The 22265-nt window shown below is 65.8% G+C and carries 17 protein-coding genes; 7 read left to right on the top strand and 10 right to left on the bottom strand.

All coding sequences use genetic code 11. The features are described from left to right. The first annotated feature begins 154 nt into the window (after positions 1-154). The 3 genes from P1X14_RS09930 to P1X14_RS09940 all read left to right on the top strand — a co-directional run bounded on the left by P1X14_RS09930 (position 155) and on the right by P1X14_RS09940 (position 3358). On the top strand, positions 155-1390 hold the full coding sequence (locus P1X14_RS09930) for an MFS transporter (RefSeq protein ID WP_277315195.1): 1236 nt from the start codon (positions 155-157) through the stop codon (positions 1388-1390). A 70-nt stretch (positions 1391-1460) separates the two neighbouring features. Continuing rightward, a complete protein-coding gene (locus P1X14_RS09935; protein WP_277315196.1) occupies positions 1461-2387 on the top strand; it encodes a LysR substrate-binding domain-containing protein in 927 nt (308 codons plus the stop codon). Positions 2388-2455: 68 nt separating this feature from the next. Beyond that, positions 2456-3358, top strand: a complete 903-nt coding sequence (locus P1X14_RS09940; RefSeq protein WP_277315197.1) for an alpha/beta fold hydrolase — start codon at positions 2456-2458, stop codon at positions 3356-3358. A gap of 43 nt (positions 3359-3401) precedes the next feature. Here the strand turns inward: P1X14_RS09940 and P1X14_RS09945 are convergent, their stop codons facing one another. The 4 genes from P1X14_RS09945 to P1X14_RS09960 all read right to left on the bottom strand — a co-directional run bounded on the left by P1X14_RS09945 (position 3402) and on the right by P1X14_RS09960 (position 11567). Further along, positions 3402-6338 carry a TonB-dependent receptor gene (locus P1X14_RS09945; protein ID WP_277315198.1) on the bottom strand — a complete coding sequence of 979 codons (2937 nt, stop codon included), beginning with the start codon at positions 6336-6338 and terminating at the stop codon, positions 3402-3404. 158 nt (positions 6339-6496) lie between these two features. Then, on the bottom strand, positions 6497-7318 hold the full coding sequence (locus tag P1X14_RS09950) for a TauD/TfdA family dioxygenase (protein WP_277315199.1): 822 nt from the start codon (positions 7316-7318) through the stop codon (positions 6497-6499). After that, positions 7315-8643, bottom strand: coding sequence for an MFS transporter (locus P1X14_RS09955; protein WP_277315200.1), 1329 nt, complete (start codon positions 8641-8643; stop codon positions 7315-7317). The genes P1X14_RS09950 and P1X14_RS09955 overlap by 4 nt, the downstream gene beginning before the upstream one ends. 38 nt (positions 8644-8681) lie before the next feature. Further along, a complete protein-coding gene (locus P1X14_RS09960) occupies positions 8682-11567 on the bottom strand; it encodes a TonB-dependent receptor (protein WP_277315201.1) in 2886 nt (961 codons plus the stop codon). A gap of 276 nt (positions 11568-11843) precedes the next feature. Between P1X14_RS09960 and P1X14_RS09965 the strand changes: the two genes are divergently transcribed. Then, positions 11844-12833 (top strand): TauD/TfdA family dioxygenase, encoded by a 990-nt coding sequence (locus tag P1X14_RS09965; protein ID WP_277315202.1) that lies wholly within the window; start codon positions 11844-11846, stop codon positions 12831-12833. Between the two features lie 34 nt (positions 12834-12867). Continuing rightward, positions 12868-14403 carry an ABC transporter substrate-binding protein gene (locus tag P1X14_RS09970; protein WP_277315203.1) on the top strand — a complete coding sequence of 512 codons (1536 nt, stop codon included), beginning with the start codon at positions 12868-12870 and terminating at the stop codon, positions 14401-14403. On the opposite strand, the gene P1X14_RS09975 is transcribed toward P1X14_RS09970, so the two are convergent. The 6 genes from P1X14_RS09975 to P1X14_RS10000 are packed head-to-tail and all read right to left on the bottom strand — an operon-like array spanning position 14400 to position 20297. Continuing rightward, positions 14400-15380 carry an oligopeptide/dipeptide ABC transporter ATP-binding protein gene (locus P1X14_RS09975; protein ID WP_277315204.1) on the bottom strand — a complete coding sequence of 327 codons (981 nt, stop codon included), beginning with the start codon at positions 15378-15380 and terminating at the stop codon, positions 14400-14402. The two genes, P1X14_RS09970 and P1X14_RS09975, sit on opposite strands and share 4 nt — an antisense overlap. Further along, the gene (locus P1X14_RS09980) at positions 15377-16360 is read right to left on the bottom strand and encodes an ABC transporter ATP-binding protein (protein ID WP_277315205.1); all 984 of its coding nucleotides are present in this window, start codon (positions 16358-16360) and stop codon (positions 15377-15379) included. The genes P1X14_RS09975 and P1X14_RS09980 overlap by 4 nt, the downstream gene beginning before the upstream one ends. Then, positions 16353-17270 carry an ABC transporter permease gene (locus tag P1X14_RS09985; protein WP_277315206.1) on the bottom strand — a complete coding sequence of 306 codons (918 nt, stop codon included), beginning with the start codon at positions 17268-17270 and terminating at the stop codon, positions 16353-16355. The genes P1X14_RS09980 and P1X14_RS09985 overlap by 8 nt, the downstream gene beginning before the upstream one ends. Further along, on the bottom strand, positions 17270-18187 hold the full coding sequence (locus P1X14_RS09990) for an ABC transporter permease (protein WP_277315207.1): 918 nt from the start codon (positions 18185-18187) through the stop codon (positions 17270-17272). The genes P1X14_RS09985 and P1X14_RS09990 overlap by 1 nt, the downstream gene beginning before the upstream one ends. After that, positions 18181-19332, bottom strand: coding sequence for an enolase C-terminal domain-like protein (locus tag P1X14_RS09995; RefSeq protein ID WP_277315208.1), 1152 nt, complete (start codon positions 19330-19332; stop codon positions 18181-18183). The genes P1X14_RS09990 and P1X14_RS09995 overlap by 7 nt, the downstream gene beginning before the upstream one ends. Continuing rightward, positions 19329-20297: a D-2-hydroxyacid dehydrogenase gene (locus tag P1X14_RS10000; protein ID WP_277315209.1), complete on the bottom strand. Its 969-nt coding sequence runs from the start codon at positions 20295-20297 to the stop codon at positions 19329-19331. The genes P1X14_RS09995 and P1X14_RS10000 overlap by 4 nt, the downstream gene beginning before the upstream one ends. 169 nt (positions 20298-20466) lie before the next feature. On the opposite strand from P1X14_RS10000, the gene P1X14_RS10005 reads away from it, so the two are divergent. Both P1X14_RS10005 and P1X14_RS10010 read left to right on the top strand, forming a co-directional pair. Continuing rightward, a complete protein-coding gene (locus tag P1X14_RS10005; protein ID WP_277315210.1) occupies positions 20467-21084 on the top strand; it encodes a glutathione S-transferase N-terminal domain-containing protein in 618 nt (205 codons plus the stop codon). Then, positions 21084-22265: a mandelate racemase/muconate lactonizing enzyme family protein gene (locus tag P1X14_RS10010; protein ID WP_277315211.1), complete on the top strand. Its 1182-nt coding sequence runs from the start codon at positions 21084-21086 to the stop codon at positions 22263-22265. The genes P1X14_RS10005 and P1X14_RS10010 overlap by 1 nt, the downstream gene beginning before the upstream one ends.

The following is a 22265-nucleotide window of genomic DNA, read 5'->3' on the forward strand; positions in this document are numbered from 1 at the left end:
CGGTCGAGGATGCGAACCCGCCTTTCCGCCTGCCGCTCGGCGCCGTGGCCGCCGACACGATCCTGCGCGAGCTGGAAAGCGTGGCGGCCGACATCGCGCCCTGGCTGGCCCACGCCCGCGCGGCCGACGCTCCCTTGCCTGAAGAGGTGCCTGCATGACCCTGTTGCCCAGCCGCCGCTGGGGGATCGTCATCGTCCTCCATCTGATCTGCGCATTTTGCGGGACGATCAGCGCCTCCAAGGGCGTGTTCTTCCCCTCGCTGCTGAAGGAATTCCAGCTCAGCCATGCGGCGGGGGCGACCCTGCTCAGCGCCAATGTCGCGGTAGCAGGGGTGGTGTCGCTGCTCGGCGGATGGCTGATGCTGAAGCGAGTGCGGGCCGAGACCTTCATCGCGGTACTGGGCGCGATCATCGGCGGGGGCTTTCTGGTCGCCGGGACGGCGCAGAATTATACGCAGCTGCTGGTCGCATACATGCTGATGTCCGGGGGCGGCATCAGCCTGGTGGTGACGCCCTTCGTCCTCTCCAACTGGTTCGAAAAGCAGCGCGGCCTTGCCATCGGCATCGCGCTGTCGGGGACAACCACCAGCGGGGTGCTGTTCAATCCGTTGCTTGGCCTGGCGGTCGAGAATTGGGGCTGGCGCAGCGGCTATATCGCACTCGGCGTGGCGATGCTGGCGATCGTGCCGCTGGCGACACTGCTGGTGGTGCGCACACGGCCGCCGGAGCCGCTTGCGAGCGACGGCGCGGCGCCGGTGCAGGCCGAGGGGGTGACGCTGCGCGAAGCGGTGGCGACGCGCGCCTATTGGACGGTGCTGCTCGGCTATGTGCTGTTCTGGGCATCGACCAACGCCTATTTCCTCCACTTCATCCCGGCAGTGCTGGGCATGGGCTATGGCCTGAAGGAAGCGACGCTGATCATGAGCGTGCTGTTCCTGCTGGCCGCGGCGACCAAGCTGCTGTTCGGCTGGCTGTCCGACCGAGCCGATGTGCGCATCGCGCTGGTCGCGAGCCTGATCCTCGCATCCGCGGCACTCGCCTTGCTGTTCGTCTATCTCTCTGGCGGCAGTGCCATCGCGCTCCAGCTGTTCGTGCCGCTCTATGGCCTCACCTATTCGGCGCCGCTGGTGCTGTTCCCGGTGTTCGTCGCCAAGCTGTTCGGGCGGCGCCAGTTCACCATCATCGACGCGACGATCATGGTGGCAGGATCGGCAATCGGATCGCTCGGCAGCGTTTATGCCGGCTGGGTCTATGACGTGACCGGCACCTATCAGATCGCGTTCCTGACGCTGGGAATCGCCATGGCCGCGGTGGGTGGGCTGATCTGGACGCTGCCCGGACGCGCCGTCGCGCGCGAGCGGGCGCAGTCGCTGACGCCGTCCATCGCCTAAATCGCACGGGTTTTGCCCCGCGAACCAAAACTATCTTCCGTTCTGGAGTTAATTCCTATCAATTGAGAGGATGAATGAGGCCCTGCCTTCCCTGACGGCCCTCAAGGTCTTTGCCAGTTGCGCGCGCAACCGCAGTTTTACGCGCGCGGCGGACGAGCTGGGGATCACGCCGGGCGCGGTAACCCAGCATATCCGGGCGCTGGAATTGTGGGCCGGGACGCCCCTGTTCCGCCGCACCGGGCGATCGGTGCTGCTCACCACCAAGGCCGAGGCCGCCCTGCCGCTGCTGACCGAGGGCTTCGGACAGATCATCCAGGGCGCGGGGCTGCTGCGGCTTGAGGACGAACAGGCGCATGTCGTCAGCGTGACTGCGCCGCCGACCTTCGCGGCGAAATGGCTGCTCAGCCGCCTCGACGCCTTTCGCGAAGATCATCCCGAGTTCGACGTGTGGGTCTCGGTCGATGCGCAGGGTCCCCGCGGGGGCAAGGCGCAGTCGGACGTCTATATCCGGTACGGGCTGGATGCGGGCGACGAGGGCATTGCCGAACCTTTGGTCCATGACGAAGTGGTGCCGGTCGCCTCACCCGAGTTCGTCGAGCGATACGGCCTCGGCAAGGGGCCGACCGGCCTGATCGCCGCGCCGTTGCTCCACTATGTCAGCGACAAGGTGGACCCGTCCTTCCCCGACTGGCCGGCCTGGTTCCAGGCGCATGGCATCGCTTCGCCGGTCGAGAGCACGCGGGGGTCGCGGTTCGACCATCCGGGGCTGCTGATCGATCAGGCGGTTTCGGGCCATGGCGCAGCGCTCGCCAAGCGCATCCTTGCCACGCCCGACATTCTTGCCGGGCGGCTGGTGCCGCTGTTCGGCGACCGTACGCCGGTGCGCTCGGCCTATTGGATTTCGCGACCGCGGGGCCGCACGCTGCGTCCGCCGGTCCAGGCGTTCATCGACTGGATCCGGACCGATGTCCGCACGGCTTGCCCGGAACTGCATTGATCAGCAATAGTCTGTACATTTAGCCTATATCGATCCAGTATCCCCGCCAAATGGTGAGAGGATCGGATATGCCCCAGCAGCAACGCCTTGTAGCAAGCCGCCGCGCAATTTTGGCCGGTGCGCTGATCGTGCCGGTGCTGCCAGCACTCGCTCGCCCGGCGGATACGGTGTTCAGCGCGCCAGATGGGGCGGTCGAGCGGATCATCCCGGTTCAGGGTGCAAAGCTGTGGAGCTGGGATTCCGGGGGGAAGGGTCCTCCGATCCTGCTGCTGCATCCCGCAACGGGAAGTGCTGCGATCTGGGAGTATCAATATGCGGCGTTCCGTGACGCGGGGTACCGGGTCATCGCCTATTCCCGGCGCGGCCATTATCGCTCGCCGGTGGAGGCTGGTTCCGATCCGGGCTTCTCGGTCGATGATGTCGATGCGATCGCCGATGCCTATGGGCTGAAGCGCTTCTTTCTGCTGGGATCGGCGGCGGGCGGGTTCATGGTGCCGGACTATGCGCTGACCCGGCCCGAGCGGCTGTTGGGGATCGTCATGGCCTGCACCCAGGGTGCGGCGGCCGATCCGGCATTCCGGGCGAGCATCACCCGCATCCTGCCCGAGGGATTCTCGCAGATGCCGGCATCTTTCCGCGAGCTTGGCCCGTCCTACCGAGCCACCAATCCCGAAGGCATGGCGCGATGGGAAGCGCTGGAGCATGTCGCGACGATCGACGGACGCTTTCGCCAGAAGCCGCGCAACATCCTCGACTGGCCGACCGTCTCGCGGATCGCGGTACCGACGCTGGTGATTGCCGGGGGCGCGGACCTGTACATCCCGCCCGCGCTGGCGCGGATCTATGCCGGGCATATCCCGGGCAGCCGGTTCGAGGTGATCGCGGACAGCGGCCATTCGGCCTATTGGGAACAGCCCGAGGCGTTCAATCGCGCGGTGCTGCGTTTTACCAACAAGCACAAGCGGGGGTGATCCCCCGGCCGCCACGGAGCGGCCGGAGGATCGGGAGCATCACTTAAAACCGCAGGCGGACACCTGCCTTGTAGAAGCGGCCAACCACATCATAGTTGGTGCCGTTGGTCTGGGTCAGCAGCGTGGTCGACGGGATGATTGGCGGATCGCGGTCGAACACATTGTTGACCACCCAGAAGAACTGGAACCGGTCGCCAGCGTCGATCGTGCCCGACAGGTTGAACAGCGCATAGGATCCGATGGCATTGTCCGCATGGCTGACGTCGGCCGGCTGGCCATTGGTCGGCACTTCGGTATAGGCATTGTCGATCACGCCCGCGCTCACGAAGCGGACCTGCCCGGTGACCGAGAAGGGCTTCTGTGCGTAAGTGGCCGAGAAGTTCGCCTTCCAGTGCGGCACCGCGCCTTCCGACTGATCGAGCTGCCCCGCCTGTTCGTTGACCGAGGGCGCCTCGCCCGGACCGCCGGGCACGATGATCGTGAACTTGTCGACATAGGTCGCGTTGGCCCGCAGGTTCAGCTCGCCGCCGCCCAGCGGCAGGCTGTAGCTCGCCGCAAGGTCCATGCCGCGCGTTTCGAACGAGGAGAGGTTCAGGAACTGGTTGGTCACGCCGATCAGCGCGCCGCCGCTAAACTGGAGCAGGCTGCAATAGCTGGTGACCCCGAGACCGCAGAGACGGGCGATTTCGGCCTGGCCGACATTGGCGATGACGTCGCTCACGCGAATATCGAACAGATCGACCGAGAGGCGAAGCCCGCGAACGAAATCGGGCGAGTAGCTGATGCCGATCGTCGTCGTCTTCGAGCGTTCGGGCTGCAATGCGGTGTTACCGACATTGGCGACGCGGACGCCCGGATAGGTCACGCCATTATACACGACGTTGTTGAGCGAGACCGTTGCGGGGACGAGCAACTCGTACAGGCTCGGCGCGCGGATATCGAGCGAGTGGGTGCCGCGGACCAGCAGGCCCTGCACCGGTTCCCAGGTCGCGCCCGCCTTCCACGTCGTGACACCGCCGAACCGGGTATAATCGGCGTAGCGGATCGCGCCGTTGAGTGTCAGCGCATGCGCGAAGGGCAGGTTCGCGGCCAGCGGGACGGTGGCTTCGAAATAGCCTTCGCGGACCGAGAAGCTGCCGGCAAACTGCCCGCCGACCGAACTGTCATACACGCCGGTCAGCGAGACGGCGTCGACCACCGAGTTGAGCGATTCATGCCGGTATTCGACACCTGCCGCGATGGCGACCGGGCCGGCCCAGGTCGAGAAAGGCGAGCCCTGAATGTTCAGCTGTGCGGCATCCTGGATATAGTCGAGCTTCGCAGTCGCCTCGCCCGAATAATAGGCGATCGCCGCCGCGCTCTGCGAACCGTTGCCGAACAGGTTGAGCGGCACGCAGCCATTGTTCGGGTTGGTCAGGGTCGAGCGGCAGGTCGGCTGGCCGGTGACCGGGCTGGTCACCACATCGGCGGCCATGGCGTAGAGCGTGCGGTTGCGCGCCGAGGAACGGCGGTAATATTCGTTCTCGCCATGTGTGTAGGACGCGTCCCAGGTCCAGCCGCCGCCGAAGTCGCCGTTGAAGCCGATCGTGCCGGTCGCGGCAGTCGAGCGGACGATCGTGTAGGGCAGGGGCGTGTCGTAATTGACGCGGGCGAGCACGAAGGACTGGGCGGGCGGCGTCGCGGTCGAGGGACCAACCGGAGCCGGGATCAGTGTACGCAGCGCGGCCGGGATATAGGGATTGTCGGCATAGATGCGGACCTGCGAGCCCGACAGGGTGGTCGGGCTATAGACGCTCACGCGGTCACGGATCGGCTGGTTGATCGATTCACCGTGCGACTGGCCCCATGAGGCGTCGACGAATATCTTCAGCGCCGGGGAAATCTCGAAATCGGCATGACCGTAAAAGACCTTGCGGCGGGTCGAGGCGATCATCGAGTTGCTGCTGAGATCGGGGTTGCCGCCACCGATCTGGTTGGCGGCAAAGGTGGTCGAGGTCGTGGCCGGATTGAATTCGCCGCGAACGAAGGTCTTGGTCGTGGTCGGCGAGGTGAATTGCAGGCCGATCAGCCCGGCACGTTGCGCCGTGGTGCCGCCGGTGGCGTTCACGATCAGGCCGCCCGAAGTATAGTTGCCCGGCTCGGTACCGCTGCGCAGCACCATGCGGGGACGGCCGTTCGCGGCGGTCGCTGTGGGATCGGTGAAGAACTGGTAATAGTCGTCGGCCCAGTCGCGCGAGCGATAGGTGCCGATGCCGTCATTGTTGGAATAGTCGCCCGAGAGGACGACATGGCCGCGATCGCCCGCGAACGAGAAGCCGCCGACCGCGCCGATGCGATATTCGGCGGCGTCGCCGCGTTCGGAGATACCGGCCTGCGCTTCCATCTGGATGCCGTCGATCTGCTTCTTGAGGATCAGGTTGACCACGCCTGCGACGGCGTCCGAGCCCCATTGTGCCGAAGCGCCGCCGGTGACGATATCGGCGCGCTCGATCATCAGCGTCGGGATCAGGTTGAGATCGACCTGATAGGGATTGCCCACGCTCGACGCAGGCACGCTGGGCACGAAGCGGCGCCCGTCGATCAGGACGAGCGTGCGCGGCGAGCCGAGGCCGCGCAGATCGGCGAAGGTCTGGCCCGGCGTCTGGGTGCGCACGCCGTTCGCAGCACCACTCAGGCGCGAGCTGAAGGCCGGCAACTCGCTCAGCAGGCTATAGACATTGGTGACGCCGCGCTGCTCCATTTCCTCGGTGCCGAGCACGAGGGTGGGGGTGGCGGCGGTGAAGCCCGATCGCGTGCGCGATCCGGTGACCCGGATCTCGTCATTGGCGACCGGATCCTGTTCGTCGGTCGCTGCGCTTTCGTCCTGCGGCGTCGCATCGACGCTCTGCGCGAAGGCGGGCTGTGCGAGACACAAAGCGGCCAGGCACGAGGTTGCCGCGAACTTCGCCACGGTGCGCCGGATTCCGGTGATTTCAGACATGACCTCTCCCCAGGGTGGTGCGGCCTTTTCGGCTCGCAATGTCGCGGTGGTGCGCGATCCGGCAGCCTGTGGCTTGCCTGAGCGCGCACGAATTCCGCTCGACCGAGGAGTAGGGATAGCCGCTTATTGAGTCAATAGGATAGCTTTATGACATTACATTATGCGGCGATCAGCGGTTCGCCCTTGATCGCGATGCGATGCATGATGCGGCGCTGTCCCTGATAGTCGTTGCTGGCATAGTGCCAGACTTGGATATTGTCCCAGAACACGACCATCCCCGGCTCCCAGACGATGCGGCACTGGAATTCCGGCTTCTGGCCATGGACGTAGAGGAAATCGAGCAACGGCGCGCTTTCGCGCTCGCTCCAGCCCTCGAAGCGCAGCGTATAGGCCGCATTGACGAACAGGGACTCGCGGCCCGTCACCGGATGCCGGATCACCACCGGATGAACCAGTTCGGGTGCGGGGCTGATATTCTTGTTGAGCCGCTTCGACGCAGCCAGCAACCGCGCATTGCCATGCACCGCGCGCAGCCCGCGCAACGTGTCCTTCATGCCGTCGGACAGCGCGTCGAATGCCGCCGCCATACTCGAGAACAGCGTATCGCCGCCGTGGCGGGGCAGTTCGCGCGCGACGAGGATCGTGCCCCAGGGCGGCTCGGCATGGAAAGTCTGGTCGGCGTGCCAGCCGCCGCCGATATTGTCGACCTGATCCTCGGCCTTGCTCACCTCAGTCATCAGCGGGAAGCCGGGCACGGTATCGACATATTTGCCGACCGTCGCATCGCCGAACTGCGCTGCGAAATGCGCATGGTCTTCGGGTTTCACATCCTGCCCGCGGAAGAAGATCACGCCGCGTTCGGCCAGCACGCGGCGGATCGCCACATAGTCTTCGGGTGCGTGGCGTGCGGTCAGGTCGAACCCGGTGATCTCCGCGCCGATCGCGTCGCCCAGCCAGCGGGCTTCGAACGGAGTGGTCATGCTTGCGGCTCCTGACTGAGCGGGTGAGTAATGAGGGTGCGGCGCAGGATCACCAGGCCGATCAGGGCCGGTGCGCCGATGCAGATGGTGGTGAGCAGCATGCCGCCGCCGATCGCGAGCGGATCCCCGCCGAGAACGCTCGACGACAGCAGGCCGGCGGCCAGCGGTCCCATGCCGGTGCCGAGCACGCTCTGGAACAGCATATAGATCACCGTGACCTTGCCGATCAGCCGGACCGGGGTGCGCGCCGCGAGGATGATCGCGCCGATCGCCGCATAGGCGCCCGAGAAGAGCAGCCCGATGCCCTTGATCACGAAGGTCGCGTTCGCGCTCGGTGCGAAAGGGACCAGTGCGAATGCGGTCAGCGTGATGATCGTGGTGACGATCCCGAACGTGCCGATCGCACGGCCATTGGAGGCGAAGCGATCGAGCATGAAGCCGACGAACAACAGCCCGAGCGGCGCCGCGACCAGCTTCACCAGCCCATAGGTATAGCCGATCTCGGGCAGCGACATGCCGAAGCGCCGCCCGACCAGCGCGGGCAGCCAAGGGCCGTTGGCGAACACCACCAGCGTGCTGAGCGTGGTGTAGATCATCAACGGCGCATAGGTGCGGCGATTGGTCCACATATAGCGGATCGCCTCGCCGAAACCGGGTGCGCCAGCGGCGCCTTCCTTCTTCGCGAGCGGCCGGTCGCGGCGCAGCAGCAGCGGCAGCGGGGTCAGTACCAGGCTGAAGAAGCCGATGACGATCAGCACCGCCTGCCACGGCTTCGCCTGACCCAGAAGCGGAATGCCAGCAAATGCGCCGGAGGCCGCCGCCGAGAGCAAAACGCCGCCGATGATCAGTGCCAGCGACCCGCCCAGATAGGGCGCGGCGGAGAAGATGCTGAAGGCACGGCCGCGCAGCGACAGTGGCACGCGTTCGCGGATCAGCGAATAGCTGACCGGCGTGACCACGCCTTCGGCGGTGCCGACCCCGATCCGGGTTGCGAACAATGCGGCGAAGCTGGACGCGAACCCGCCCAGCATCGTCATGCCCGACCAGATGCCGGAGGATGCGACGAGCAGTCCGCGCCGCCCGCCGCGATCGGCGACCAGGCCCGCCGGAATGCTGGCGGCGGAGTAGAAGAGCGAGAAGCCCAGTCCGATCAGCAGGCCCATGCTGGCATCGGAAACCCCGAAATCCTTGCGGATCGGATCGACCAGCAGCGGCAATAACTGCCGGTCGATACAGGCGCAGGCATAGAGGGCGGAGGTGACCGCGATCAGCAGCCATGCATGGAAGCGCCCGCCCTCGGGCCGGGCGGCGGCGGAAGTCCCCACGACCACCTCCCCCCGGCCCTCGGTCGATGCGGCCGGCATCAGAACTTCACGCGGAAGCCGGCCTGGAAGAAGGTCCCCAGCGTGTCGTAATACTGCCCGTTGGTCGCGATGTTCAGCGTGCTGCTGGGCAGCGGCGGCGGGGCGGTATTGAACACGTTACGAACGCTGGCGAAGAAGCCGAAATTCTCGGTCACCGTCATGTCCGCGTACAGGTTCAGATAGGTGTAGGCGGGCACGTGGTTGATGTTCGCCGTGGTGGTGGCGGACGTGTTGAAGGTATTGTCCACCGTGCCGGCCGAGATGAAGTTCATCTGGCTGGTGAGCGAGAAGCCGCCGACGCGATAGGTCAGCGATCCGTTGATGCGGGTGCGCGGCGTCGAATAGGTGTTCAGCGTGCTGTTCTCGCCCGCACGGTCGATCGGCGTCGCGCCGGTCCCGGTGTTGACGATGACATGCTGGGTATAGGTGCCGTTGACCGTCATCTCGATCCGGCCGGGCAGCGAGATGCCCGACAGCGGGAAGCGATAGGCGAGCTGGGCATCGAAGCCCTGGACATGGACGCCCGCCAGATTCTGCGCGCCCAGCGACAGCGCGGTGGGCGGACCCGCCGGGTTGAAGGTGAAGGCCGAGCAGTAATAGGTGTCGCCGGCATTGCAGAGGCTGGCGATGCTGGTCGCGGGCAGGGTGGTGATCGCCTGCTTCAGATCGATGTCGTAATAATCGACCGAGACCTTGAAGTTGGGCAGGAAGCGCGGCTCGAGCACCACGCCGATCGTGTAGGTCTCGGCCTTTTCGGCATCGAGATTGGCATTGCCGATCGACAGGTTGACGGGAATGTTCGCGGTATAGGTGGTGCTGTTCGCCGGATTGCGGACGCTGACCGAATTGTTGGCGATCGATCCGGGGCTGTACAGTTCGAACAGGGCTGGCGCGCGGATGTCGCGTGAGCGCGTGGCGCGGAAGCGGATGCCCTCGACCGGCTCATAGCTTGCGCCGATCTTCCACGTCGTCTGGGTATCGACCGTGCTGTAATGCGCGACGCGGATCGCGCCGTTCAGGTCGAGCGAGCGGCCGATCGCCGAATCCTTCAGCAGCGGCACGATCGCTTCGATATAGCCTTCGGTCACATCGAACTTGCCATGGAATGGCCCTGCATTGGCGATTTCGAAGCCGCCTGCCGCGCTGATCGCATCGGCGGTGACGGTCTGTTCCTCGCGGCGATATTCGACGCCCGCGCCGATCGAGACCGGGCCTGCCCAGGTATCGAACAGTTCGCCGCGGATATTGGCGGCGGCGGTGCGCTGTTCATAGACGCTGCGTGCGTGGGCGGTGCCGGTCACATAGCTGATTGCGGCTGCCGAGGGCGATCCCTCGCCGAACAGGTTGATCGGCACGCAGCCCGCGGCGGCGGTGGGATTGTAGGTCGAGCTGCCGGGCACGAGCGCGCGGCACATGATCTGTCCGCCCGAAAACACCGCGTCGGTGGCATAGGTGATGCGCTGGCGGATGCCGTTTCCGGCCGTGGCATTGGTGTAGATGTTCTTGCCCCAGCCGATATGGGCATCCCATTTCCAGTTGGCGCCCAGGCTGCCTTCCGCGCCGAAAGCGAGGTGCGGGGTCTTGTTCTCGACGATTGCCGGGCCGTTCTGGCCGCTCGCCGCGAAATCATAGTTCACGCGGTTGAAGGTGAAGGTGCCGTTGGCGCCCAGCGATGCGGCGATCGCCGGGTACAGGGTCTGCAGATAGGCGTTGTCGCCGCGGATCGTGCCGCCGGTGATGCGCGAGGGCAGCGGATTCATCTCGGTGCGCAGCATCGAATAGGAGCCGACGAGATAGATGTGCGTATTGGCGGAAACGTCGAACTGTACCCGCGCATAGGGATCGAAGCGGCGGATGCCGGGGACGAGCGACAGGCCCTTGGCCTGCGACTGGCCCTGGCCGCCGATCATCGCCGTGCCGCTGACGATCGATCCGGTGACGAACGGGGTGGGTGCGCCGCCATTGGAATGGAATTCATAGTTGCGCAGCGAATATCCCGTCGGCCCGGTGATGAGCATGTTGGGCGAGCTGTAGAAATGGACGTTCGGCACGATCAGATTGACCGGCAGGCCGTTGGTCGAAGCCGCCGAGTTCGCGACGATCTGATATTCGCGGGCGCCCCAGGGGCGGGTGTAGATATCGCCGACCTTGTCGGATTCGGAAAAGTCGACCGCAGCGACGATGTGCAGCCGGTCGTCCATCAGCGAAAGGCCGCCCAGCGCGCCGACCCGCTTGGTCAGGCCGTCGCCATAGGTCGAGAAGCCGGTCTGGGCGGTGAGCTGGAGGCCGGTATATTGCTTGCGCAGGATGATGTTGACCACGCCGGCCACCGCGTCCGAGCCCCACTGCGCGGATGCGCCGCCGGTGATCACTTCGGCACGCTCGACCATCAGCGCGGGGATCTGGTTGAGATCGGGCGAGACGCCGGTGCCGGTGTTGTTCGCCGGAGCCTGCGGCGTAACGCGGGCGCCATCGACCAGCACCAGCGTGCGGTTCGAGCCGAGGCCGCGAAGATCGGCGAGGTTGGCGCCGGGCAGCTGGGTGCGGACGCCGTTCGCGCCGGGCGAGATGGTCGGCTTGAATGCGGGAATTTCCTGCAGCACGTCGGCGACGGTGATCGACTGGCGCTGCTCGATCGCCGCCGATCCGACGACGGTGGTCGGTGTCGGCGCGCGGAAGCCGCCGGTGCCGGCGCGGCTGGCGGTGACCACGATCTCTTCATTGGAGGCGGGCTGGGCGGGCGCGTCCTGCTCCGGCTCGGCGGTGGCCGACTCGGTGGCCGGCTCGTCCTGCGACTGTGCCATTGCCGGCGTGCACGCGAGAAGCGCGATGAGGCTGGTGCCGAATTGCAGCGTGCGCCGCGAGAAAATGGTGCGCGTGGACATGATCAACCCTCTCCTGAATGCCGCGGGCCTTACCGGCCTCTCTCGGATAATGCGTTCGATGAACAAAAGCTCTAAGGGATGCACATATATCCCTTTCAAAGTGATGGCAACTCGTTTTGCTCAAAAGGGCAGGTTATTGGCTGAAGGTCGCCTCCCGCCTGTGGTCGCGGCCGCTTTCAGACCGTGGGCCGCAGGTGTCTTCAGCATTTGAAACCTAAAGACTAGACATATGGACTAAATGCGATATGGATCGAAGCGAGGTTTGGAGAGACTCACATGACATCGCCCGTATTCCGCGAAATCATCGATCACCCGAATGCATGGACTCCCGAAGACGGGGTTGAGCGCTTCTGGCGGCAGCTGTCGGAGGCCGAGCTGGCCGCGATCGACGCACTGATTGCGCAGACGCGCGACGTGGATCCGGTGAAGGTGACGCGCGAGCAATTCTCCAATTCGGTGATCGATGCGCTGGCGGACGAGATGCGTGAGATCATCCTGAACGGGGCCGGGCTGGTGATCCTGAAGGGCGTGACGCCCGATCGCTACAGCGAAGAGGATATGAAGCGCCTCTATTGGGGGCTTGGCACCCATCTCGGCCGCGGCCTGCCGCAGAGCCGCCAGATGGAGATGCTCGGGCTGGTCCAGGAGGAAGAGGCCAACCCGATGATCCGCGGCTATCGCAGCTCGGCGGCGCTCGGGATGCATACCGATGCCTTCGAGATTGTCGGCCTGATGTGTGTGCGCCGTGCCGAAGAAGGCGGCGAGAGCAGCCTCGCCAGCGCGCTGACCATGCACAACAAGATCTTCGCCGAGCGGCCCGAGCTGCTCGATGCGCTCTATGAGGGTTATTATTTCGTGCTGCAGGAATTGCAGTTCACCGACCGGCCGACCACCGATGCGAAGATCCCGGTCTTCTCGAACAAGGACGGCGTGGTCAGCGTGAACGCAGCGAGCAGCTATATGCGCCACGCCGCTGAACTGCGGAAGGAGCCGTTCCCCGCCGATCTCGACGAAGCGCTCAAATTCTTCGACGAGATCGCCAATCGCGAGGATGTCCGCGCCGAGTTCCTGCTCGACGATGGCGATGTGATGCTGTGGAACAACTATACCCATCTCCACTCGCGCCGGGCGTTCCGGAACTCGACCGAGCGCAAGCGGCTGCTGCTTCGCCTGTGGCTCGAGGTCGAGAATGGCCGCGACGTGCAGCCCGATTATGCGTTGCGCGGACGCTCTTTCCGCTGGATCAACGAGCAGGTTCCGGCCTGATCCCTTCGGATCGGCCGCTATGCATGGGGATATCGTGACTCAGCCCATCTTCGATCGCCGTCAGCTGATCGGCATGGCGGCGGGATCGCTGGGGCTGGCGGCGCTCGGCGGCTGCGTGCGCCGCAGCGACGGGCGTTTCGTCGTCGCGATGAACCAGGCGCCGCCTGCGCTCGATTATGCGCTGGCCGGCGGTGCGGCGAACATCGCCAAGCCGCTGTTCGAGAATATCGTCGAGCCGCTGCTCGGCCGCGCCCTGGACGGACGGATCGTCCCGCAGCTGGGCGACTATACCCTCTCGCCCGACCTCAAGATCGCGCATTTCACCATTCGGAAGGGCGTGAAATTCCACGACGGGTCGCCGTTCGACGCCGGCGACGTGAAGTTCAGCCATGAGCGGATGAAGCGGCTGATGCCGATCTATCGCGCGCGCACCCGGGGCGTGACCAAGGTGGAGGTGATCGACGAGCATCGCGTCGATTTCCACTTCAAGGACAATGCGCTCACCTTCGTCCGCAACGCGTTCCTCTACATCTATTCGCGGCGCTATCACGAGCGGGTGGGCGAGGCCGAGGCGGCGCACCGTCTGAACGGCACCGGCCCCTATCGCATGGCCGAGCATCGCCAGTTCCAGTTCGTCGATCTGGAAGCACATGAGGGCTATTGGGGCGGTGCGCCGGCGATCAAGAAGGCGCGGATGATGTTCGTGCCGGAGGATATGACGCGCGTCTCGATGCTGCGCTCGGGCGAAGCGGACATGGTGATGGCAGTGCCCTTCTCGATGGTGCCGATGCTGCAAAAGGCGGGGTTCGGGATTGCGCGGGCGGACATGCATCCGACGTTCAGCGTGCGGTTTCAGCTCGCCAACCGCAACACGCCTTGGGCCGACCGGCGCGTGCGCCTCGCCATTGCCCATGCCATCGATTCCAATGCGATCATCAACGGCGTGTTCGCGGGCATCCCCCGCCACTATGCCGGCTTCGCGCCGGGCGAACCGGGATACGATCCCGCGCTACAGCCCTATGCCTATGATCCGGCACTTGCGCGCAAATTGCTGGCCGAGGCGGGGCATCCGAACGGCTTTGCCATGCCGCTCGTCTACTGGACCAACGCCTATTACGGCATGCGCGAAACGACCGAGGCGGTGGTGCTGTACCTGCGCGCGATCGGCATCGACTGCCAGGTCTCGGGCATCGACGCCGCGCAGGGGCTGGAGATGAACCGCGAGGCGGCGAAGGATCCGAACGCCCGGCTCGTCACCATCGCGCCCTCGCTGCTCGCCAGCTATGGCGAACCGTCCGAGGCGATGCGGCAGGGCTATACCAGCGGATCGCCCTATTCCTGGTACAACGACAAGGGCTTCGACGCGATGGTGAAGCGGGCCGCGACGTCCGCCGACCCGGCCGATTACGACGCCGCGCTGCGCGCCTGTGCCCGCAAGATCCATGACGACATGCCGATCATTCCGGTGTGGAACAATGTCGCGCTCTACATGATGCGCCCGGGCGTCGGCTTCACGCCGACCGCGCGGGACATTCCCGGGATGAGCGTCCGCAACGTCAGTATCGCCTAAGCGGCGGCAGGCTCCGCGAAGTGGCAGGCAGCGGTGCTGCCCGTCACCGTCTTCACCACCGGCGGCACACTGATCGCGCAGACCGGCTGCGCGTTCGGGCAGCGGGTGCGGAACACGCAGCCCGAGGGCGGATCGATCGGCGACGGCAGGGGGCCGAACAGGCGAATGCGCTCGCGCCTGCGGTCGGGATGCGGCGGCAGCACCGAGGACAACAGTGCCTTCGTATACGGATGCTGCGGCGTCTCCATCACCTGCGCGGTGGTGCCGCGCTCGACGATCTTGCCGAGATACATCACCGCCACGTTGGACGACATGTGCTGCACCACCTCGAGATCGTGCGAGATCAGCAGATAGGTGAGGCCGAACCGCTCCTGCAGGTCGCTGAGCAGATTGAGGATCTGCGCGCGGATCGAAACGTCGAGCGCCGACACCGGCTCGTCGAGGATCAGAAGCCGGGGCTGGAGCGCGAGTCCGCGGGCGATGGCGATACGCTGCCGCTGGCCGCCGCTGAATTCGTGCGGGAGGCGATCCGCGGCATTGGCGGGCAGGCCCACCACGCGGATCAGTTCCGCCACCCGCGCCGCGATCTCCGCACGCGAGGATTCGCTCGCCGCCACCAGCGGCTCGGCGATCGCCTGGAATACGGTGCGGCGCGGATTGAGCGAGCTGTACGGGTCCTGGAACACCGCCTGCACCTGCCGCCGATATTTGCCCAGCGCCTTGCCACGCGCGGCCTGCACGTCCTCGCCATCGAAGCGGATCTGGCCGCCGGTCGGGTTCTCCAGCCGCAGCAGCAGCTTCGCGGTGGTCGATTTGCCGCAACCGGATTCGCCGATCAGCCCCAGCGTCTCCCCTTCGGGCACGGCGAAATCAACCCCGTCGACCGAACGCGCGACCGGGTGCGGCCGCTGGAACAGCTTGCCGGGCACGCGATAATGTTTCTTCAGCTCGATCGCTTCGAGCAGCGGCCGGGTCATGCTTCGTCCGTCCTCCAGCAGCGCGAATAATGGCCCGGACCCGCCTCGATCGGCGGCGGCGTCTCTTCGCGGCAAAGCGGCAATACCTTGGGGCAGCGTGGCGCGAACGGGCAGCCCTGGGGCCGTGCTGCGACGTCCGGGGGCGAACCCTCGATCGTCTGCAGCCGGTGCGTGCTGCCGCCTTCGCGCGGGACTGCCGCGAGCAAGGCCTGGGTATAGGGGTGGCGCGGATCGTCGAAGATCGCGCGGATCGGCCCCTGTTCGGCAACGAGGCCGGCGTACATCACCAGCACGCGATCGGCGAGGCGGGCGGTCACGCCGAAATCATGGGTGACCACGATCATCGCCAGATTGCGCTGTTCCTGAAGGTCGGCCAGCACGTCGAGAAATTGCGCCTGTGCGGTGGGGTCCAGCGCAGTGGTCGGCTCGTCGGCGATCAGCAGCTGCGGATCGCACGACATGGCGATGGCGCCGACCATTCGTTGCAACATGCCCCCGCTCATCTGGTGCGGATATTGGCCGAGCCGGGTCTTCGCCGCGGGGATGCCGACCAGCTCGAGCAGCTCGAGCTGCCGTGCCTCCAGCGCTTCGCCTTCGAGGCCCTTGTGCGTGCGAAGCCCCTCGGCAAGCTGGTTGCCGATGGTGAAGAGTGGATCCATCGCCACCATCGGATCCTGCATGATCATCGCGATGCGCGATCCGCGGATCTTGCGGAGTTCCTCCTCGTCGAGTGCTTCGAGATCGATCCCGTCGAAATCGAGCTGGGCGGAGACCGTGCGGCCGCCGCGCGGCAGCAGGCCCATCAGTGCCAGTGCCATCGTCGATTTGCCGCAGCCGGATTCGCCGACGATGCCCAGTGTCTCGCCGCGATCCAGCGTGAAGCTGACGCCGTCGACGATGTGCAGGTCGCGCGTGCCGTCGCGGCTGCGCAGATGGACGTGCAGGTCCTCGACCTCCAGCAGGGGACGGGCGTCACTCATAGCGGATCCGCGGATCGATGATGCCGAACAGCATGTCGACGGCAAGGTTGAGCAGCACAGTGACTACCGAAACGAACAGCGCGCCCGCCTGGATCACCGGGAAATCGCGCGAGGCCAACGCCTCGACCATCAGTCGGCCGACGCCGGGCCAGTTGAACACCGTCTCGATGATGACGGTGCCCGCGAGCAGGTAGCCGAGCTGGATGCCGAGCAGCGCGACGACGGGGATCGCCGCGTTGCGCAGGGCATGTTTCCAGACGATCGTGCGGCGCGAGATGCCGCGGCTGCGCAGGAACTTCACATAATCGGCGCTCAGCGTTTCGAGCATCGAGGATCGGGTGAGGCGCAATGTCGTCGCGATCGATCCGATGGCGATGGCCAGCATAGGCAGGATCATCGATTCAAGGCTCAGCCGTCCGCTGCTCGGCAGCCATTGCAGCTGGATCGAGAAGAACAGGATCAGCATCATGCCGATCCAGAAGGGCGGCGCGGAATCGGCGAGGATCGCACCGCCGCGCAAGCCGCGGTCGAGCCAGGTCCCGCGATTGAGCGCCGCGACGACGCCCAGCGCGATCCCCGCGACCTTGGCCAGCACGAAGGCGGACAGGGCCAGCTGCAGCGTCGCCGGCACCACTTGCAGCACCAGCGGCAGCGCCGGTTCGCCATAGCGTAGCGAGATACCGAAATCGCCCTGCAGCGCATGCATCGCGTAACGCAGATACTGGATCCAATAGGCCTGATCGAGGCCGAGCTCGGCGCGCAGCGCCGCGACTTCGGCCGCGCTGGCATCCTCGGGCAGCATGTGCAGTGTCGGATCGCCGGAGAGGCGCGCAGCGATGAAGACGAGGATCGAGATGCCGATGATCGTCACCACGGCGCGCCCGAGGCGGCGGAGGAAATAGTTGAGCATCAGATCTGGCTCGTCCGCGAATCGAGCGCATCGCGCACCCAGTCACCGAGCAGGCTCGACCCCAGCACAGTGAGGGTGATGGCGAGGCCGGGCATGGTCGGGATCCACCATGCGGTCGCAAGGAAGTTGCGGCCCTGTGAAACCATCAGCCCCCAGGCGCTATAGGGCGGCTGCACGCCGAGGCCGAGAAAGCTGATCCCTGCCTCGGTGGTGATCGCCCGGCCGATCTGGATGGTGAAGAGCACCACGCAGGTGGCGAGCAGATTGGGCAGGATGTGGCGGGTGATGATCCAGAAATCGCCGCAGTTCGCGACGCGGGCGAGGGCGACATAGCCTCTTTCACGAAGCGTCAGCGTCTGGCCGCGCACGACGCGGGCGAAGCTGGCCCAGAACAGCAGCACGATGCTGACCACGATGGTGGTGAGGCCCCCGCCCAGCGCCGCGCCGAGCAGGATGATCATCAAGGTGGCGGGGATCGACATCTTCACATCGACCAGCTGCATCAGCAGCGAATCCACCCGGCCGCCATAATAGCCCGCGACCAGCCCGATGGTGATGCCGATCAGGGCGGAGCCGACCGTGCCGACCAAAGCCACAACCAGCGAGACCCGCGCGCCTTCGATCAATGTGCTGACGATATCCCGTCCGAACGCATCGGTGCCGAGCAGGTGGCTCCAGCTGCCGCCTTCGAGCCAGGCCGGGGGCTGTTGGACATGGGTCAGGTCGATCCCCGCCGGATCATAGGGCCAGAGCCATGGGCCGAAGATGCCGAAGACGAAGAGCGGTGCGAGCAGCAGGATCGGCAGCCAGGGCAGCTTGCGCGCCTTGGCCACCCATGCGCGGCGCGACGGCACGACAGCCACCGCGGGCGGATCGACTGCGATCAGCTGGGGTGGGGGCGGGGACTCGCTCACCATGGCAGCAGCGCGTCCTTGCCGAATTCATAGCCGAAGCCCGGTGCGTCCGACGGCACGATCCGGCCATCGACCGGGGTCGCCATGCCGGGGATGCGCTTCGCCTGATCGAGCGGAATCCCGGCGGGGGTGCGGACGACATATTCGCACGGCTCGGTCTCGGGCAAAGCCAGCGAGAAATGCTGGCCGGCGGGCATGCCGCCGCCGCCATGCGCGCTGGTCGCGATGCCCGCGGCTTCAGCGATGGCGTAAATCTTCAGAGTCTCGGTAAGGCCGCCGGCCCAGCGGATATCGGGCTGGACCATGTCCGCCGCGCCGCGCTGGACGAGATCGCGGAACGCATGGCGGCCGTGATGATCCTCACCGGTGGCGATGGGGGTGAACGGCGCGGCGCGTTTCAGGGCGACGAGGCCGTCGATGTCGTGCGGCATCAGCGGCTCCTCGATCCAGCGCAGCCGGTATGGCGCCAGCCGCTCGGCGACGCGCACGGCATAGTCGAGGGTGAAGGACATGACCGGATTGAGCATAAGCTCGGCATCGCCGCCGATCCGCTCGCGCACCGCGGCGACTTCGTCCTCGAGCCGGTTCAGCCCGGCGATGCCGTCGACATGGTGTGCGCTGTTGCGCATCTTGAACGCCTTGAAGCCGAGTTCGAGGCCCCATTCGATGTCTGCGCCGGTGAAGTAGCAATCGAGATGCGGGCGCACCGGGCCGCCGAGCAGCCGGTATACCGGCTGGCCGAGCAGCTTGCCCTTGAGATCCCACAAGGCGAGGTCGATCGCGCTGCGTGCCAGCGAGGCGATGCCGTTCGCGCCGAAGCGCTGGGCGGATCGCCACATGATGTCGTTGAGCAATTCGGTCGCGAAACAGTCGCGGCCCTCGATCAGGTTCGCGAAGAAGCGGACGGTGGGCGCCGCCAGATCGCCCCAGTGCGAATGGCCGAGGCCGGTCTCGCCATTTTCGGCGGTGACACGCACCCAGAATTCGCCCGAGACTTCACCGGGCGTGGTCGCGGGCGTGCGCGCGAATTCGGGATAGCGGTGGATCGGGAAGGGGACGCCGCCCGCCACCTTGCGCGGTATACCGGCTGGCGCCGCCATGGGCGGTGCCGGGGGCTGGCGCAGCATCTCGACAGAAACGAGCTTCATGGGCGGCCGTAGGGAAGCAGCTTGGCGAAGGGCTCGCCGGCGATGAATGCGTCGAGGTTGCGCTTCACCGTCGCGCCGAGGCGTCGCGGGGATTCGGTGCTGCCGCTGCCGCCGACATGGGGCACGAGGATCAGGTTCGGGGCTTCCCAGAGCGGGTCTTCGGCCGGGAGCGGCTCGGGGTCGGTCACGTCGATCGCCGCGCCGCCGAGATGGCCGGATTGCAGTGCTGCGATCAGCGCCGGCTGGTCGATCAGTCCGCCGCGAGCGATGTTGACGATATAGGCGCCGGGCTTGCAGGCGGCGAAGGCGTCGGCGTTCAGCAGCCCGCGAGTCTCGGCGGTGAGCGGCGCGGCGACCACCACGGCGTCGGCACGGGCCAGTGCGGCGTGCAGGTCGCCGGTCTTCACCGCTTCGTCGATATCCGGTCCGCCACTGCCCGATCGCGTGACGCCGATCACGGTCATGCCCAGCCCCTTGAGCCGGTGCGCGATCTCGCCACCGATATTGCCGAGGCCGACCAGAACCGCAGTACCGCCATAAAGCGACTTGTAGGTGCCGGTGCGCAGCATCTTCCAGACCTTTGCGGTGCGCGCGCGCTCCCAATCCGGGATAGCGTGCGCGATGGAGAGCAGCAGCGCGACGGCGTGTTCGGCGACGACCGGTCCCGAATGCCCTTCCGATCCGGTCACCGCGATCCCGTCGCGAATGCCGAGCGCCTCAAGATTGTCGTTGCCGGCTGAAACGCTCTGGAACCAGCGCAGCGACTTGTTCTCGCGGATCGTGCGTTCCATCTCGGGCGTGTAGAGCGAAGCGCCGGCGCTGATGAAGCCATCGGCGCCATCCAGCGCGGCCAGCGCCTGCGCGGCATCGTCGGCGACCACCAGATCGATCCCCGGCGTATCAGCGATCCGCTCGAGAATGCCGGCGCGGTAGCTGGGAACATGGATCCACAACACGATCTTCATCCGCCCAAGCGCTCCTCTACCCGTCCCGCACGGTTTCGCATCCGCCGGAGCCATCGTCCTAACCCGCTCATACCCTATATGTCAAACAACTAGCCTTTCGGTTTATTTCATTGACGGCACGGCCCTCGCGCGGCAGTCAGGGCTTCAAAACAGGATGAGGAAATCCCTGATGAGGCTCTACTGGTCGGCGCGCTCGCCGTTCGTGCGCAAGGTCTCCATCGTCGCAGCCGAAACCGGTACCGAGGCGCAGATCGAGCGCGTCGCGATGGCCATCGCCCAGCCCAAGGTTAACGCCGATGTGCTGGCCGCCAATCCGGTGGGCAAGATTCCGGTGCTGATACTGGACGATGGCCTGGCCCTCACCGATTCGCGCGTGATCTGCGAATATCTCGATACGCTGCACGATGGCCCGCGACTGTTCCCGCAGGGAACGGAACGCTGGGCGGCGCTTCGCTGGCAGGCGATGGGCGACGGATTGCTCGAACAGTTGCTGTTGTGGCGCAACGAATCGCTGCGCCCAGATGGCGAGCGGTCGCAGGCATTCATGGACGGATACCGCACGCGCTTCCTCGAAGGGTTCGACCGGCTGGAAAGCGAGGCCGGAGCGCTTACTGCGGCACCCTTCTCGATCGGCCATATCGCGATCGGCTGCATGCTGGGCTTTACCGACTTCCGCTTTGCCGATCTGGGCTGGCGCGAAGGCCGTCCGGGTCTCGCGGATTGGTATGCGGGCTTCGCCGCGCGACCGTCTGCAGCCGCCAACCCCGCCGACCCGGATGCCGCGTGATGAAGATCACCGGCCTCGAAAGCATCCATGTCGATGGCGGCTGGACCGTCATCTCGTATCTGAAGGTCACCACCGATTCGGGGCTGACCGGCTGGGCGGAGTATAGCGGGCATCAGGCGATCCCGGGCGTGCTGGCGGCGATGGCGCCGCGGGTGATCGGCAAGGATCCGCTGAACCTCAACGCGATCGACGCCAGCCTCTATCAGCTCCAGCGGCCTGCCCCCGGCAGCCTGTTCCAGCGCGGATCGGGCGCAATTCTCAACGCCTGCCTCGATATCAAGGGCAAGGCGCTGGGCGTGCCGGTCTATGAGTTGCTGGGCGGCAAGGTGCGTAACACGACCGAGCTTTACTGGTCGCACTGCGGCCTGTTCCGGGCGGGGTTCCCGACGGCGTTCGAGCAGGTGATCGGCAAGCCCGGCGTCCGCTCGCTCGACGATCTGAAGCGCGCTGGCGAGGAAGTCGCGGCGGCGGGCTACACCGCGCTTAAAACGAACCTTATCCGCTTCGACGACCCGACAACATCATCGATGATGCGCGGCCAGCCGGCGATGAACCTGGACTCGCGGACGATTTCGGCGCTGGTCGACCAGCTCGGTGCGCTGCGTGATGGCGCGGGACCGGGGGTGCGGCTGGCGCTGGACGTCAACTTCAACTTCAAGGTCGAGGGCTTCCGCCAGCTTGCCCGCGCCTGTGAGCCGTTCGATCTGATGTGGATCGAGATGGATATGCCCGATGCCGGATCGCTCAAGGTCGTCCGCGATTCGACGACCACGCCGATCGCCAGCCTCGAGATGCAGCTCGGCCGCCGCAATGTCCGTCCGTTCCTCGACGCTTATGCAGTCGATGTCGCGATCATCGACGGGCAGTGGAACGGGCTGCACGAGACGATGAAGATGGCGCATATGATCGACGCCTATGACGTGAACGTCGCCGCGCATTGCTCGGCCGGGCCGCTCGGCGCGCTGATGAGCGCGCATTTCTGCGCCGCGATTCCGAATTTCCGCATTCAGGAACACGAAGCGGATGTGATGCCGTGGCACGACGCGCTGCTGACCGAACCCAACCAGGTCGAGCGCGGCCAGTTTGTGCTGAGCGATCGTCCGGGCTGGGGCGCCGATGTCGACGAAGCCGTTGCCCGCGCCCATCCGGGCGAGAACGGGTTCAGCTGGAAACGCGGCTGA

The organism is Sphingomonas sp. AOB5 (assembly GCF_029433115.1).
Classification (GTDB): domain Bacteria; phylum Pseudomonadota; class Alphaproteobacteria; order Sphingomonadales; family Sphingomonadaceae; genus Sphingomonas.

Coding starts and splice junctions, on each gene's coding strand:
- P1X14_RS09930 (WP_277315195.1), top strand. CDS start 155: ATGACCCTGTTGCCCAGCCGCCGCTGGGGGATCGTCATCGTCCTCCAT.
- P1X14_RS09935 (WP_277315196.1), top strand. CDS start 1,461: ATGAATGAGGCCCTGCCTTCCCTGACGGCCCTCAAGGTCTTTGCCAGT.
- P1X14_RS09940 (WP_277315197.1), top strand. CDS start 2,456: ATGCCCCAGCAGCAACGCCTTGTAGCAAGCCGCCGCGCAATTTTGGCC.
- P1X14_RS09945 (WP_277315198.1), bottom strand. CDS start 6,338: ATGTCTGAAATCACCGGAATCCGGCGCACCGTGGCGAAGTTCGCGGCA.
- P1X14_RS09950 (WP_277315199.1), bottom strand. CDS start 7,318: ATGACCACTCCGTTCGAAGCCCGCTGGCTGGGCGACGCGATCGGCGCG.
- P1X14_RS09960 (WP_277315201.1), bottom strand. CDS start 11,567: ATGTCCACGCGCACCATTTTCTCGCGGCGCACGCTGCAATTCGGCACC.
- P1X14_RS09965 (WP_277315202.1), top strand. CDS start 11,844: ATGACATCGCCCGTATTCCGCGAAATCATCGATCACCCGAATGCATGG.
- P1X14_RS09975 (WP_277315204.1), bottom strand. CDS start 15,380: ATGACCCGGCCGCTGCTCGAAGCGATCGAGCTGAAGAAACATTATCGC.
- P1X14_RS09980 (WP_277315205.1), bottom strand. CDS start 16,360: ATGAGTGACGCCCGTCCCCTGCTGGAGGTCGAGGACCTGCACGTCCAT.
- P1X14_RS09985 (WP_277315206.1), bottom strand. CDS start 17,270: ATGCTCAACTATTTCCTCCGCCGCCTCGGGCGCGCCGTGGTGACGATC.
- P1X14_RS09990 (WP_277315207.1), bottom strand. CDS start 18,187: ATGGTGAGCGAGTCCCCGCCCCCACCCCAGCTGATCGCAGTCGATCCG.
- P1X14_RS09995 (WP_277315208.1), bottom strand. CDS start 19,332: ATGAAGCTCGTTTCTGTCGAGATGCTGCGCCAGCCCCCGGCACCGCCC.
- P1X14_RS10000 (WP_277315209.1), bottom strand. CDS start 20,297: ATGAAGATCGTGTTGTGGATCCATGTTCCCAGCTACCGCGCCGGCATT.
- P1X14_RS10005 (WP_277315210.1), top strand. CDS start 20,467: ATGAGGCTCTACTGGTCGGCGCGCTCGCCGTTCGTGCGCAAGGTCTCC.
- P1X14_RS10010 (WP_277315211.1), top strand. CDS start 21,084: ATGAAGATCACCGGCCTCGAAAGCATCCATGTCGATGGCGGCTGGACC.